We start from the raw sequence: 13,632 nt of genomic DNA on the forward strand, positions 1-13,632 counted from the left end.
TGTTTATTTTGTATTTAGCCCTTTAGAAAAAGTTTTAAACTCCCTTTTTCTATTTAGCGAAGGACATAAAATAAAAAGATGCCCAGCATCAGCGCTTGAATCAATCCTTTGGCAAATACACCTGATATAAATCCGATTAATGAGCCTAATCCTACTTTCACACTCGTCTTCACATCTTTTTGATGAACAAGGAGCTCTGCAATAACACTTCCGATAAATGGACCAATGATAATTCCTGCAATGGGAATCACAAAAGGACCAACTAATAACCCAATGGTGCTTCCCCAAATGGCTGCGCGGCTGCCGCCAAAACGCTTGACCCCAATGAGGTTTGAGACATAATCTGCCGCAAATAATACCGCGGTAAACACGGCTTGAATGAGCCAGAACGTCAGTGTAAGCGGCTCGAAGCTGAAAAAGAAACCATATAGAATAAATCCGAGAACCATAAAGACCACACTAGGGATAATTGGATACACAAGTCCAACAAACGCAATGATAAATGCACAGATAACCAGAATCCAATACAGCACGTCCAAGTCACTGCCGCCTCCTTTTTATATGCTGTATACATTATGCCTCATTCCATCTATCTTAACCAGCGATGAAGGCCATACTTGTACTTGATAGATAGACATTGATACAATATGAGAAATAGAAAAGAATGTAGGAAGTGAATTGATTGAACGTATTTAAACTATTGTTAAAAGGCATTTATTCACCAAAAGATATTGCTAAAGCACGGTTTACAGGGATTGGCAAAGCGATTTTATTCATTTTTATCCTTTCGATCATCGCAGCAGTTCCTCAGGGTTATCATATGAGTCAGGAGATCTCGAATGCGATGTCAGGATTTCAGCATGTGATCAAAAAAGATTTACCTGATTTCTCAATCGAAAAAGGAAAGCTTCAAGCGGATCAAAGTGCACCGATAGAAAAAGAAGAAAACGGCATTACGATCATCTTTGATCCTGCTGAAAAAATAAAAGCAAGTGAGCTTGAATCAAAGCAAACGGCCATCGCATTATTAAAAGAAAAAGCAGTGATTGCCATTGATGGACAAATGACAGATATCCCATACCAGCTGCTTGGCGGAACGCTGACAAAAGACGAACTCGCCCGCGTCACAAATCAGAATCAAGCGATTATTATCCCAGTTATCTGGGTGCTGCTGTATCTATCAACTGCGGCTCTCATGTTCATTAGCGCAACATTCCTTGCGATGCTTGGTACATTTATTAAACGCATGCAGCAAAAAGAGCTGTCTTTCCAAATGCTATGGAAGCTCTCCGCTTATTCACTCACATTAACAACGGTCTTTTTCGCTATCATGAGTGCATTAAACACGCCTGTTGCGAACTCATTTTTATTAAATTGGATCATTAACTTTATCTTCTTATATCTCGTCGTAAAGGAAATACCCGCTAAACATAAACCACTTGTCAAAAGTTAATGAGTAAATGAAAGCTCCCCCAACTTGGAGGAGCTTTTTATGTATGTTCATGCTCTATGATTCATCTGGATGAATGATCGCAAACAAATAATGATCCTCCCACACACCATTAATCTTTACTTTTTTACGATTCAATCCCTCATTTTCAAAACCTGTCTTTTCAAGTACACGAATAGAACCTATATTACTCGGCTTTACTCCAGCTTCAATACGATGAAGGTGCAGTTCATCAAAGGCATAATCAATGATTAAACGAATGGCTTCCGTCATATACCCTTTCCCGCCATGCTTTTCATCAAGTACATACCCTAGCCAAGCTCCTTCTACCGGGCCTCTAACGACAGAACTTAATGAGATTGTCCCAATTAAGTCATCTGTTTCATTTAAGAAAATACCGTGCATGTAGGCTTCATCCTTTGCGCACCTTTCCACACTGCGCTGAATTCGTTCAATTTGACGAGACATAAACTCTCCCCCTGTTTTTATTTTATCATAATGGTGATAGAAGCTTGAAAAAGCATCGCCGAGCGTAAATTCAATACAAGACTCACTAGAACGAACTAGAACCTCCCTTTTCACCTTTTCTCCTCATGTTGGTTCTATCATTTCAGGACATGCATAGACTGAAGTAAACTCTTAAAAGCGGTGAGTGAAATGCGGCGTATTATTTTTTTGCTAATCAGTTTGTTTGTCCTCTTTATTATCTTTTTTGATTTAAAAAATGGCACCATCCCCGTTGAAGAAGGTCCAGCTGTCCCTGCAAATGCCTTTCAAACACCTGAGAAAAAAGCATATAAGAAGGTCACGGTGAAACAAGGTGAAACTGTCGTCTCTATCGTCCATACAAACAAGCCACTTGATGAAGTCATTGAGGATTTTGAAGAGCTGAATCAAGGCGTCAAAGCAAACGAAATTCGGGCAGGCAGCACATATAAGTTTCCGGTATATAAGAGATAAAACGTTAATTCCTTGTCATTCATACAAAGAGACTGTTACAATATGAACTGTAAAACAAGACGTACATGGCAAATGATTGCTTGTACACTAAGGAGCGATTGACAAGTGAGTGAAGTCACACATCGTACTAAAACGCGTCCCGTCAAAGTGGGACCTTTAACTATAGGTGGAAATAATGAGGTTGTCATTCAAAGTATGGCAACAACCAAAACACATGATGTCGAAGCGACAGTAGCTGAAATTAAGCGTCTTGAAGAAGCAGGCTGTCAAATCGTGCGTGTCGCATGCCCAGACGAGCGTGCAGCAAATGCGATTGCAGACATAAAAAAACAAATCAACATCCCGCTTGTTGTCGATATTCATTTTGACTACAAGCTTGCACTGAAGGCCATTGAAGCAGGTGCAGACAAAATTCGAATCAACCCAGGAAACATCGGAAGACGAGAAAAAGTCGAAGCGGTTGTAAAAGCAGCAAAAGAAAAAGGCATTCCAATCCGTATTGGGGTAAACGCTGGTTCATTAGAGAAAAAAATTCTTGATAAATACGGCTACCCAACAGCAGATGGTATGGTCGAAAGTGCACTGCACCACATTAAAATTCTAGAAGATCTAGATTTTCATGATATCATCGTCAGCATGAAAGCATCTGATGTCAACCTAGCTATTGAGGCGTACGAAAAAGCAGCAAAAGCGTTTGACTACCCTCTTCACCTTGGAATTACAGAATCAGGTACATTATTTGCAGGTACGGTCAAAAGTGCAGCTGGTCTCGGCGCTATTTTGAATATGGGGATTGGGAATACACTCCGCATTTCATTAAGTGCTGATCCAGTTGAGGAAGTAAAAGTAGCACGTGAACTGTTGAAATCATTTGGTCTTGCATCAAATGCAGCCACACTGATCTCTTGCCCAACTTGCGGCCGAATTGAAATCGACCTCATAAGCATTGCAAATGAAGTCGAAGAATATATCTCCACGATTAAAGCACCGATTAAAGTAGCTGTTCTCGGCTGCGCTGTAAACGGTCCAGGTGAAGCGCGTGAAGCTGATATCGGAATTGCCGGCGCTAGAGGCGAAGGCCTATTGTTCCGTAAAGGTGAAATTGTTCGTAAAGTGCCAGAAGAAACAATGGTTGAAGAACTGAAAAAAGAAATCGATAAAATCGCTGAAGAGCATTATGCAAAAATGGAAGCTGAAAAAGCAAAAGCCAACGCATAACAAAAAACGCCTGACGTCACTGTCAGGCGTTTTTCTGTTCTTGTTAAAAGAACGGGGTGATAAATATGCCAAGGATGACGGAAACAATTCCGATCCCGATTGACCATGCGCCAAGCGCATGTGCTCCTTTTCTTCTTGCAATATAACCAACGACGATTGCCGCTACTCCTAATAGCACCGGCAAGACAAATAACGAGATAATCGCAATCGCGAGTGCTGTATAGCCTATCCCCTTACTGCCTGAATCGTCACCAGCTTGGTCACGTTCTCGTCTATCTACTCGATCTCTTGAAGCCTGATATGGCTCTGCAATTTCAGCAGCTGTTTCCTCTAGATAGCCATCATCATTACTAAAGTGTGTGTCGATTTCACGATCATTTCTTCTGAAATCTTCGTCTCTTTCCATGATCAATTCCCCCTTTTGGTTAATAGAAAGGAGCTTTTTTAGTATGAGCAAAAATGTCTGTTTCATGTTTGCTAAAACTTGCTGGAATTGTGAATTGATTATGTTACACTTTAAGAGTATAAAAATGAGGAGTGTGGGCATGTTACGTTTAGGAATTGATATAGATGGCACAGTGACGGCGCAGGATACCTTTGTTCCCTATTTAAATGAGTCGTTCCAATGTGCCATGACACTAGATGATATGACAGAATATGATTTGACGAAGCTTTTAAATATTTCTCAAGAAGAGTTTTGGGGCTGGATGAATCAGCATGAGCCTCATATATATAAACAGGCAAAGCCTGCTAAGGACGCAAAAGAGATTCTTGATCAAATGAAACATCAACACAGGCTGATCTATATTACAGCGAGAAGGCAGCATCATGCGGATATCACCTACGAGTGGTTTCACAAACATCACGTGCACTATGATGACATTGAGCTGGTTGGCGGTCATCATAAGCTCGAAGCTGTTCAAAAGCACAAGATTGATGTGTTTTTCGAGGATCATCATGGGAATGCCACAATGATTGCAAAAGAGGCTGACATACCGGTTATTCTTTTTAACTCCCCATATAATCAAATGCCCATAGATGACAGGATTATACGCGTCAACAACTGGCAGGAAGCATCTCAATGGATTAAACAATACGAGCAGCGTTTTGAAACTGTTTATTAATACAGAAAAGCCGATACGCTAATGTATCGGCTTTTGATTGCGCACAAAGAGATAAAATGATTTTTATTTTATCTCTTTGGCTTCATTTCAGCATAGTTGAAAACCCTTAATGTATCGGCTTTTTTGATGGAACAAGCTGACCTTCTTTCATGAGAAAATGGTACAGTGCTCCCTTCATGCCTGCCTGATTCAAGTAGTGGCACGTTTCCAGCTTCACCTGAATGTTCTTCCACGCATGCAGTGTATGTAAATGTTTCTCAATGCTTGATAGTAAATCCGGTCTTGCACTTACGCCGCCTCCAATGAGGATTTTCTCTGGATTAAGGACAGTTGCTACATTGTAAATACCAATGGCGATTCGTTTGTACCACTGATCCACCAGCTTCTCAATGGACGGATCGTGCTTTGCCTTTTCAAAAATTTCTTGACCGTCTATTTGAGTACTTTGCGGAATTCCTTGCTTTTCTTTATAGCTGCGAATTAATCCAGCCGTTGAAGCACTGCTGTTGAGTGTTGTAAATTGTCCATTTTCTGTCTCTGTCAGCATCATGCCAAATTCACCGCCGCGGAAGGAAGCCCCGCGCACAAGCTGACCGCCAGCGAAAAGACCACCGCCAACACCTGTGCCAATCGTCATACAAATAAAGCTGTCACAATCTTTCGCATGGCCACTATATTTTTCTGCAAGAGCTGCACAATTCGCATCATTTTCAACTTCAACACGAAGAGATGTTTTCTCTTCTAAAAGTGTTTTTACATTTTGACCATTTAAGGCGATGATGGCTCCTGCAAATTCTGTATAACCTGTTTCACTGTCCACAAAGCCCGGAAGACTAATGGCGATTCCGCTGACATCCGACGTTCTCTGATATTGCTTGACCACATCCGCCATAACTTCTAAAAACGGTTCAAGCTGCCGGCAGTTCGTTTGATAGTCACCGCTCGTGGCCAGCTCCCCATCCTGATCCATTAATCCATGTTTTGTTCTCGTCCCGCCTACATCGAACACGACATAATACGCCACTTTTGACCCCTCCCTTTACTCCAAAAGACGCTAATTGCTGAATCGTACCTTGTTCTCATTTTAATGAAACAGCCGCCCTTTGTAAAACGTTTTCAAAAAGACAAAAGAAAAAGCCAGCTCTGCGGCTGGCTTTTTCATGAGTGAACTTCCTTCGGTTCGCAGGAAGGACACGTTCCGTAGATTTCGAATTTATGTCCGCTAATGTGATAATCCTCTAAATCGGCGTCTAGCTTGTCCATAGGACAGGCATCGATCTCCTTTGTTTTACCGCATGCAAGACAAATAAAGTGATGGTGGTGATGAGAAAATGAGCATTTAAAACGAAAAAGCTTCTCCCCTGACAATTCCGTTGTTTCTAATATACCTAAGTCTTCATATAGCGATAAGTTTCGATATATCGTATCAAAGCTAAGACCTGGGTAGTCTTCACTTAGTGCCGTTAGCACATTTTTAGCGGTCAAATATTTATCAGAATCAGAAAACAATTGAAGCATATCTTCACGTTTGCTTGTATATTTGTAGCCTTTTTCCTTTAATAAATCAAGCGCTTCTTGTACGTTCATGATGATTCCCCCTTCTGAATTTTCCAATACTAATACATCCGATTAAAATCAAAATGGACAGCATCACAATGGTTCCGCCTGGCGCTAAATCTAGATAATAGCTTAAGATTAATCCGGCCAATACAGACAATTCACCGAACAAGATCGAAAGGAAGATCGCCTGTTTGAATCCTTTGGCAATACGGATACTTGCCGCAACAGGAAGCGTCATAAGCGCGGAGACAAGCAGTGTGCCTACGATACGCATTGATGCCGCAATGACGAGTGCGACGACTAAGATAAAAATAAAATGAATCCATTTCGCTGAAATACCAGAAGCCTTTGCATGCTCTTCATCAAAAGAAAGTAAAAACAATTCTTTATATAAAAGCACGACAACTAACACAACAACGAGTGAAATCCCAACAATAATCCAAAGATCTAATCTCGAAACCGCACTGACACTTCCGAACAAATAACTAAACAAATCGGTATTAAAGCCATTCGCTAGTGAAATGAAGATGACGGAAATCCCGATACCACCTGATAAAATAATAGGAATCGCAAGCTCCTGATAATGCTTATACACGGAGCGCAGACGTTCAATAAACAATGAACCGGCAACAGAAAACGCCATCCCTAAGTACAGCGGGCTCACCCCTGTCAAGAGGCCAAACTTTTTATCAAGGAATAAGCTTGCTGCAATACCGGCAAGTGATACGTGACTGAGGGCATCTGCAATCAGCGAGAGCCTTCTCACGACGATAAATACACCAAGTAAGGGCGCAATAAAGCCGATCAGCATTCCTGCGATAAACGCATTTTGTAAAAATTCATAATGAAAAAATGGAAATAGCATTATTCATGTCCCCCATGATGGTGATGGTCGTGATGAATCACTTGAATGTCATGTCCGTAAAATTGAGATAACGCTTGATCATCCATTGAATCAAACGTTTCTGCATCCCCGTGGAAATGAAGTGTCTGATTTAAGCAAGCCACATGGGTGACTTTATCAGAAACGGTGCCAACGTCGTGTGTAACGAGAATTAAAGACATTCCTTTTTCTTTGTTCAATGTTTCGAGCAGCTGATAAAAGCCTTCTACTGTCCGCTGGTCTACACCAACCGTCGGTTCATCTAAAATGAGCAGCTTTGGCTGACTGACGAGCGCACGGGCAATAAAAGCACGTTGCTGCTGACCGCCTGAAAGTTCACCGATGTTTTGGTGCTTTAAATCTTGTATGCCAACTGAGCGAATGGCATCCTCAACTTGCCATTTGTCCTGCTTGCTCATTCGTTTGAATAAACCAATTTTCGCCGTCAATCCACTTGCAACGACCTCGTAAACAGAAGCAGGGAAACCCGTATTAAAACTATTCGCCTTTTGAGAAACAAATCCAATTTGATCCCAGTCTCTAAATTTTGACGCAGGCGTGCCAAATAGCTTTAATTCACCTTGCTGTGGTTTAATGAGCCCAAGCAGGCATTTTAATAAGGTTGTTTTACCAGATCCATTCGGTCCAACAAGTGCTAGAAAGTTCCCTTCCTCTACTGTTAAATGAATGTGATCAATGACATTTCGCTGTCCATACGAGTACGAAATGTCCTTCATTTCAATAATTGGCTTTGCCATGAATCTTTCCACCTTTAATCAATATAAAAAGAATGATTACGATTTATACAACAAAAAGAAAATGGCTTTTGCCATTTTCTCTGTCCATACATACATTTCATTATATAAAAGAAAGATTAAAAAGTAAAATAAAAGCTAATGAATGGCTGTTTTGAACTTACCGCCTTTTGTTTCATGCGTATCCATAATCGTAATAAATGCTTGACCATCAATTTCAAATACAATGGATTTTAGCTTTGTAATTTCAAGTCTTGTGACAACGGCGTAGATGACATCCTTTTCTTCATCTGTATAGCCGCCTTTCCCTCTCAGCTTTGTCGTTCCCCTGCCAAGTCGATGAAGAATCGCATCTGAAATTTCATCATAATAATCTGACACGATAATGACAGCTTTTGTTTCATCAAGCCCTTGAATGACAGCATCAATTGTTTTCATTGCCAAATAATATGTCATGACAGAATACATAGCCTGCTCTGGTCCGAAGACAAAGCCTGCCCAAATAAAAATGAACACATTGACGATCATGACAAACTCACCGACGGAGAAAGGAATTTTTTTCGTCAGAAGAATTCCTAAGATCTCTGTTCCATCCATTGAGCCTCCATTACGGATGACAAGTCCAACACCAAAACCAAGTAATAGCCCGCCAAATACAGTGGCTAAGATCGGCTGATTTGTAAATGCCTCTACATGATGGAGTGAAGATTCAATCACGGCTAAGCTGACAATCCCAATCATTGTGGAAACCAGAAAAGTTTTCCCAATATGTTTGTATCCTGATATCATAAATGGAATATTTAAAATGACAACAATCGTCGCAAAATTGATGAATGGGTTATCTGTAAAGAGATAATCCAAAATAAGCGAAATACCGATGATGCCTCCATCAATAATATTGTTTGGCACTAAAAATAATTCAATGCTGACTGCTGCGCATGTAGCTCCTACTAGAATCAGGAAAATTCTCAAAATAAAATGAGGCACTGATTCCTTTCTATGCTGTTTACTATTTGCCATACGTTCTCCCTTCTACACATGTTAAATTTTCAATGAACATTTTATTCACTTTACTATTTTATCATTTCACAGGATAAAATAAAATTTTTTGCACATTTTCCGTTTTCGCCCATACATTGTTACAGAGGGGAGGAATGGAATTGATTTTAATTCAAAAAATTGTCCTGCAGCGGCTCAATCAGATCACAGCAAATGATCTGTTAAGGTATGCGAAACAGTATGGTGTCAGTTTAACGTCAAACCAAGCTGTCGAGGTGGCCAAACTCATGAATGGGAAAAACGTCAATATTTTTAATGATGCAGAGCGTAACCGGCTTCTTAAGCAAGTGGAAGCGATTACTTCTAAACAGACAGCTCAGACTGTCAATGATCTGTTTAATCAGTTTACAAGTTAAGCAAAAAAGGGCCGCATTTAGCGGCACCTCATGATGTTGTATGCTTTTTTTACTGACCCTTAATTTTATCTAGTAAGCCTTCGTCAAATTGCTTTTCTTTCAGCATCGCAATTTCGAATTTGTAAGGTGGTTTTTTGTTCTTTTTATCTTCACCTACATAAGGCGTTTCTAAGATTTTGGGCACATCTTGAAGCTGCGGGTGATGCACAATATAGTTCAGTGCATCGAAGCCAATTTCACCAAAGCCGATATTTTCATGTCGGTCTTTTCTTGCGCCTTGTACGTTTTTACTGTCATTAATATGAAGAACCTTGATTCGGTCAATACCGACGATTCGATCAAATTCTTCTAACACCCCATCAAAGTCAGTCACAATCGGGTAACCAGCATCGTGTGTGTGACACGTATCAAAGCAGACAGAAAGTGCTTCGTTATGTGTCACTCCGTCGATAATTTGGGCAAGCTCTTCAAAGCTTCTTCCGCACTCTGATCCTTTGCCTGCCATTGTTTCAAGTGCAATTTGAACCTTTTGCCCTTTTACGATGACTTCGTTTAAACCTTCAATGATTTTTTGGATTCCTGCTTCTGGTCCTGCTCCGACATGTGCACCTGGGTGGAGAACAATCTGCCCTGCACCTAGCGCTTCTGTACGTTCAATCTCAGAGCGAAGGAAGTCCACGCCAAGCTCAAATGTCGCTGGATTGACGGTGTTCCCAATATTAATAATATACGGTGCATGTACGACGATATCTGTCATACCATGCTCTTTCATATGCGCTTGTCCAGCTTCAATATTGAGGTCTTCAATTTTTTTGCGGCGCGTATTTTGCGGTGCACCTGTATAAATCATAAACGTATTCGAACCATAAGAGGCAGCTTCTTGACTCGCTGCAAGAAGCATATGTTTTCCGCTCATGGATACATGTGAACCAATCTTCAACAATGTTTCCCCCTACTTTCCATTACGCTTTGACTTTCTACGTTCCTGTCTCTTGATTTTGTCCATCTCACGTGTCATTTTCTTTTTATATCCAGGTTTGACGGCTTTCGGTTTTCTCACAAGACGCTTTGCTTTTTCTTCAATTTCATTAGGTGCTTTTTTACGTCTTTGACGCTTCAAGCGATCATCTGCATCTCGCCATTCGCCATGAACAATGGTTTTGTTTTCAAACACAACGCCCATTTTCTCGATTTGAATGAGTGCATCCTCATCAGCAAGCTCATAAATAGTCATTGCAATTCCAGATGAACCAGCTCGAGCTGTTCTACCAACACGGTGAACATAAAAATCAAGATCAGATGGAAGTTCATAGTTGATCACGTGGCTGACGCCTTTAATATCAATTCCGCGGGCTGCAAGATCAGATGCCACAATATAAGTGAACTCTAAATCATCAATTTGTTTCATTACTTTTTTACGTTCGCGCGGCGTTAATCCGCCATGAAGCACTCCAACTTTCATTCCTTTTTCTTGTAAGAATGATGCGATTTCATCAACGGTTGTTTTTGTATTGGCAAAAATGATGCCTAAATAAGGCTGTACATTCGTCACCATTTCATGGAGCAGTTTTAGCTTGTCACGCTGTTTAGATGGGACTAAAATATGCTGAATGTTTTCAGCTGTAATTCGTTTTGGTTCAACATGGGCATATTTTGGATTGTCCATATATTTTTTCAGGAACGGCTTTAGTTTTTCTGGAATAGTTGCTGAGAACACAAGCATTTGCAGCTGTTCTGGCATTTGTGAACCAATACGGTCCACATCTTCTAAAAATCCCATATCCAGCATTAAATCCGCTTCATCAATGACAAGAGATGTCGCTTTGTAAACGTTCAGCGCCTGCTCATGAATGAGGTCAGCAATACGTCCAGGTGTACCGACAACCAAATGCGGCTGGGTTTTTAGCTTTTGAATGGATTTCTGCTTGTCCGTTCCGCCAATGTAAAGCTTTGCTTTCATCTCTTCTTCTGGAGAGGCATTCTTTAAAATCGTTTGGGCTTCTTTGAAAATTTGATTGGCTAATTCTCTTGTAGGTGCAGTAATCACAACTTGTACTTGCTCTTTGCTTGGATCAATTGAATGAATAAGCGGCAATAAGTACGCGTGAGTTTTTCCTGTTCCTGTTTGTGATTGACCAATCACGCTTTCTCCTTTTAACACAGCAGGGATGATTCTTTTTTGAATATCAGTTGGCTCATAAAAGCCCAGTTCATGAATAGCATCTATTATAAAAGACTTTAATTCATATGTCGTAAATTTTGTTTCGTTCATGTTTTCACTCCTTAAGGCAATGCCTTTTTGCTCATCTCCTCATTATAGCTGATTTTCAGCAAAAAAACCATGTCCGCTTTTCTTACAGGAAACCAATTGATGCTTCCTTGCATAACCTATGAAGAGAAAGAGAATGCAGTAAGGGAGGTACAAGTATGTTAGGGCAAAGGCCTATGGGCGATTTTCAGCCGCACCGTCCCTCACGCCGGCATCTTGGAAATGGCGGACAACCCGGGATTTTTCAAAGAGGGCAGCAGCCTCCTATCGAACAGCCTTTTCAAGGGCAAGGCAATCAATTTCAGCAAATGATGCCTCGCTCCCCGTCTGTACAGGGAGGCGGTATACGCGGGATGGACGGAATTCCAGGAGGCGAGAGCCGCGCACTAGGCGGCGGAGCAGGAATGAAAGGCATGCTCGCTAAATTTCTTCCTGGCGCAGGGGGAGCAGGGGTCTCTGGAGGTGGTGCGGGATTACAAGGAATCCAGAGCTTCACAAATCCTGCGACCCTCTCAAGCATGTTAGGAAATGTACAAAAAGTGCTCGGTATGGCGCAGCAATTTACACCAATGATTCAGCAATACGGTCCTTTAGTAAGAAATCTGCCTGCCATGATTAAGCTGTACAGCCAGCTCGGCAGTGCGGATGATGATGAAACAAGCGCAGATGAAGATCCTAAAGAGATCGGCAAGGAAACAGAAGTGCCGCAAGAAGAAGCAGCACGAGATGATGAAATAGAAGAAAACAAAGAACCAGAGGACATCCTCGTCAAAAAAGCAGCTCCTCACACATCACCTGCTCCTGAAGCAAAACCGAAAAAAAGACCTGGCAGCTCTGTTCCAAAACTATATGTCTAGTGATCTTTTAACGGCGAAGTGTTCACTGCGTATAACAATCTTTGATATATGCGCTTACTTTGGCTATAATGGAAGCTAGAGAATGATAAAAAGCCGTTTTTTACGGCTTTTTATATTGTTCTTCTCTAGCAGCACTTCCCTACAGGAGGACGAATAAATGAATGTAATTAAAATTTCGCCGCGTGGCTATTGCTATGGCGTTGTGGATGCAATGGTCATTGCTAAAAATGCCGCACTTGATAAAAACTTGCCACGCCCAATTTATATATTAGGTATGATTGTGCACAACAAGCACGTGACAGATGCCTTCGAAGAAGATGGGATCTACACACTGGACGGACCAAACCGCATGGACATTTTAAAGCAGGTTGAAAGCGGAACAGTCATTTTCACCGCTCACGGCGTTTCACCTGAGGTTCGTCAAATTGCAGAAGAAAAAGGCCTTATCACCATTGATGCAACCTGTCCCGATGTAACGAAAACACATGAACTCATTTCAGAGAAAACAGCCGATGGATATGACATTATTTATATTGGGAAAAAGGGTCATCCTGAGCCAGAGGGAGCTGTCGGAGTAGCTCCTGACAAGGTGCATCTTGTCGAAACAGAAGCCGACATTGAGGCGCTCGATTTAACATCAGATAAACTGCTCATCACCAATCAGACGACGATGTCTCAGTGGGATGTTCACGATCTAATGGAGCTGATTAAAGAGAAATACCCTCACGTCGAGTACCATCAAGAAATTTGTCTTGCGACACAGGTACGTCAGGAAGCTGTTTCCGAGCAAGCTGGCCAAGCTGATCTTACCATTGTTGTCGGCGATCCAAAAAGTAATAACTCCAACCGTCTGGCACAAGTGTCCATGGAGATTGCTGGAACGCAGGCTTACCGTATTGGTGACCTAAGTGAGCTCAAGCTGGAGTGGCTGCAAGGCGTAAATACCGTTGCCGTTACGGCTGGTGCTTCAACACCAACACCTATTACAAAGGAAGTCATACGTTTCTTAGAAAACTACGAGCCGGATGATGAAGCAACTTGGAAGATTGAACGGTCGGTTCCTCTTTCGAAAATACTACCGCGCGTGAAAACAAAGAAATAAAGAAAACGTCAGAGCATAGCAGCTCTGACGTTTTTTTGT

17 protein-coding genes are annotated in these 13,632 nt (G+C 41.4%); 7 read left to right on the forward strand and 10 right to left on the reverse strand.

Translation table 11 applies throughout. The annotated features are described in order from the left end of the window. Window positions 1-53: 53 nt before the first annotated feature. Entirely contained in the window at window positions 54-539 is a 486-nt protein-coding gene (locus tag MHH26_RS10030; protein ID WP_095285394.1) for a DUF456 domain-containing protein, read from the reverse strand. Window positions 540-682: 143 nt separating this feature from the next. Here MHH26_RS10030 and MHH26_RS10035 point away from each other — a divergent pair, with 143 nt between their 5' ends. Continuing rightward, window positions 683-1,453, forward strand: coding sequence for a DUF1189 domain-containing protein (locus tag MHH26_RS10035; RefSeq protein WP_034661315.1), 771 nt, complete (start codon window positions 683-685; stop codon window positions 1,451-1,453). Between the two features lie 54 nt (window positions 1,454-1,507). On the opposite strand, the gene MHH26_RS10040 is transcribed toward MHH26_RS10035, so the two are convergent. Then, window positions 1,508-2,032 (reverse strand): GNAT family N-acetyltransferase, encoded by a 525-nt coding sequence (locus MHH26_RS10040; protein WP_340973325.1) that lies wholly within the window; start codon window positions 2,030-2,032, stop codon window positions 1,508-1,510. Window positions 2,033-2,107: 75 nt separating this feature from the next. On the opposite strand from MHH26_RS10040, the gene MHH26_RS10045 reads away from it, so the two are divergent. Continuing rightward, on the forward strand, window positions 2,108-2,410 hold the full coding sequence (locus tag MHH26_RS10045) for a hypothetical protein (protein ID WP_340973327.1): 303 nt from the start codon (window positions 2,108-2,110) through the stop codon (window positions 2,408-2,410). A 105-nt stretch (window positions 2,411-2,515) separates the two neighbouring features. Further along, window positions 2,516-3,628 carry a flavodoxin-dependent (E)-4-hydroxy-3-methylbut-2-enyl-diphosphate synthase gene (gene ispG, locus MHH26_RS10050; RefSeq protein WP_034661319.1) on the forward strand — a complete coding sequence of 371 codons (1,113 nt, stop codon included), beginning with the start codon at window positions 2,516-2,518 and terminating at the stop codon, window positions 3,626-3,628. A gap of 43 nt (window positions 3,629-3,671) precedes the next feature. Here ispG and MHH26_RS10055 read toward each other — a convergent pair whose 3' ends face one another. Continuing rightward, window positions 3,672-4,034: a DUF308 domain-containing protein gene (locus MHH26_RS10055; protein WP_034661320.1), complete on the reverse strand. Its 363-nt coding sequence runs from the start codon at window positions 4,032-4,034 to the stop codon at window positions 3,672-3,674. A gap of 139 nt (window positions 4,035-4,173) precedes the next feature. On the opposite strand from MHH26_RS10055, the gene MHH26_RS10060 reads away from it, so the two are divergent. Then, on the forward strand, window positions 4,174-4,752 hold the full coding sequence (locus MHH26_RS10060; RefSeq protein ID WP_334749753.1) for a 5' nucleotidase, NT5C type: 579 nt from the start codon (window positions 4,174-4,176) through the stop codon (window positions 4,750-4,752). A 106-nt stretch (window positions 4,753-4,858) separates the two neighbouring features. Here the strand turns inward: MHH26_RS10060 and MHH26_RS10065 are convergent, their stop codons facing one another. The 5 genes from MHH26_RS10065 to MHH26_RS10085 all read right to left on the reverse strand — a co-directional run bounded on the left by MHH26_RS10065 (window position 4,859) and on the right by MHH26_RS10085 (window position 8,970). After that, the gene (locus MHH26_RS10065) at window positions 4,859-5,776 is read right to left on the reverse strand and encodes an ROK family protein (RefSeq protein WP_340973332.1); all 918 of its coding nucleotides are present in this window, start codon (window positions 5,774-5,776) and stop codon (window positions 4,859-4,861) included. Window positions 5,777-5,910: 134 nt separating this feature from the next. Continuing rightward, a complete protein-coding gene (locus MHH26_RS10070) occupies window positions 5,911-6,339 on the reverse strand; it encodes a Fur family transcriptional regulator (protein ID WP_012010595.1) in 429 nt (142 codons plus the stop codon). Further along, window positions 6,317-7,177, reverse strand: a complete 861-nt coding sequence (locus tag MHH26_RS10075; RefSeq protein WP_060596671.1) for a metal ABC transporter permease — start codon at window positions 7,175-7,177, stop codon at window positions 6,317-6,319. The genes MHH26_RS10070 and MHH26_RS10075 overlap by 23 nt, the downstream gene beginning before the upstream one ends. Next, window positions 7,177-7,953 (reverse strand): metal ABC transporter ATP-binding protein, encoded by a 777-nt coding sequence (locus MHH26_RS10080; RefSeq protein ID WP_095285396.1) that lies wholly within the window; start codon window positions 7,951-7,953, stop codon window positions 7,177-7,179. The genes MHH26_RS10075 and MHH26_RS10080 overlap by 1 nt, the downstream gene beginning before the upstream one ends. 135 nt (window positions 7,954-8,088) lie before the next feature. After that, entirely contained in the window at window positions 8,089-8,970 is an 882-nt protein-coding gene (locus MHH26_RS10085) for a YitT family protein (protein WP_340973334.1), read from the reverse strand. Window positions 8,971-9,110: 140 nt separating this feature from the next. Between MHH26_RS10085 and MHH26_RS10090 the strand changes: the two genes are divergently transcribed. Further along, window positions 9,111-9,365 (forward strand): DUF2624 domain-containing protein, encoded by a 255-nt coding sequence (locus MHH26_RS10090; RefSeq protein WP_034661327.1) that lies wholly within the window; start codon window positions 9,111-9,113, stop codon window positions 9,363-9,365. 49 nt (window positions 9,366-9,414) lie between these two features. On the opposite strand, the gene MHH26_RS10095 is transcribed toward MHH26_RS10090, so the two are convergent. Next, complete coding sequence (locus tag MHH26_RS10095; protein ID WP_106039262.1) at window positions 9,415-10,308, reverse strand: deoxyribonuclease IV; 894 nt, start codon at window positions 10,306-10,308, stop codon at window positions 9,415-9,417. Window positions 10,309-10,317: 9 nt separating this feature from the next. Then, on the reverse strand, window positions 10,318-11,637 hold the full coding sequence (locus tag MHH26_RS10100) for a DEAD/DEAH box helicase (protein WP_340973336.1): 1,320 nt from the start codon (window positions 11,635-11,637) through the stop codon (window positions 10,318-10,320). A gap of 155 nt (window positions 11,638-11,792) precedes the next feature. Between MHH26_RS10100 and vrrA the strand changes: the two genes are divergently transcribed. Both vrrA and MHH26_RS10110 read left to right on the forward strand, forming a co-directional pair. Next, a complete protein-coding gene (gene vrrA / locus MHH26_RS10105) occupies window positions 11,793-12,491 on the forward strand; it encodes a VrrA/YqfQ family protein (RefSeq protein ID WP_334749755.1) in 699 nt (232 codons plus the stop codon). Between the two features lie 157 nt (window positions 12,492-12,648). Next, complete coding sequence (locus MHH26_RS10110; RefSeq protein WP_034661333.1) at window positions 12,649-13,593, forward strand: 4-hydroxy-3-methylbut-2-enyl diphosphate reductase; 945 nt, start codon at window positions 12,649-12,651, stop codon at window positions 13,591-13,593. The last annotated feature ends 39 nt before the right edge of the window (window positions 13,594-13,632 follow it).

It is taken from the genome of Bacillus sp. FSL K6-2839, from assembly GCF_038003365.1.
Lineage (GTDB): Bacteria > Bacillota > Bacilli > Bacillales > Bacillaceae > Bacillus.

Bases quoted from the DNA above. Each gene is read 5' to 3' on its own strand.
- MHH26_RS10045 (WP_340973327.1), top strand. From the start codon at position 2,108: ATGCGGCGTATTATTTTTTTGCTAATCAGTTTGTTTGTCCTCTTTATT.
- MHH26_RS10055 (WP_034661320.1), bottom strand. From the start codon at position 4,034: ATGGAAAGAGACGAAGATTTCAGAAGAAATGATCGTGAAATCGACACA.
- MHH26_RS10060 (WP_334749753.1), top strand. From the start codon at position 4,174: ATGTTACGTTTAGGAATTGATATAGATGGCACAGTGACGGCGCAGGAT.
- MHH26_RS10070 (WP_012010595.1), bottom strand. From the start codon at position 6,339: ATGAACGTACAAGAAGCGCTTGATTTATTAAAGGAAAAAGGCTACAAA.
- MHH26_RS10075 (WP_060596671.1), bottom strand. From the start codon at position 7,177: ATGCTATTTCCATTTTTTCATTATGAATTTTTACAAAATGCGTTTATC.
- MHH26_RS10080 (WP_095285396.1), bottom strand. From the start codon at position 7,953: ATGGCAAAGCCAATTATTGAAATGAAGGACATTTCGTACTCGTATGGA.
- MHH26_RS10085 (WP_340973334.1), bottom strand. From the start codon at position 8,970: ATGGCAAATAGTAAACAGCATAGAAAGGAATCAGTGCCTCATTTTATT.
- MHH26_RS10100 (WP_340973336.1), bottom strand. From the start codon at position 11,637: ATGAACGAAACAAAATTTACGACATATGAATTAAAGTCTTTTATAATA.
- vrrA (WP_334749755.1), top strand. From the start codon at position 11,793: ATGTTAGGGCAAAGGCCTATGGGCGATTTTCAGCCGCACCGTCCCTCA.
- MHH26_RS10110 (WP_034661333.1), top strand. From the start codon at position 12,649: ATGAATGTAATTAAAATTTCGCCGCGTGGCTATTGCTATGGCGTTGTG.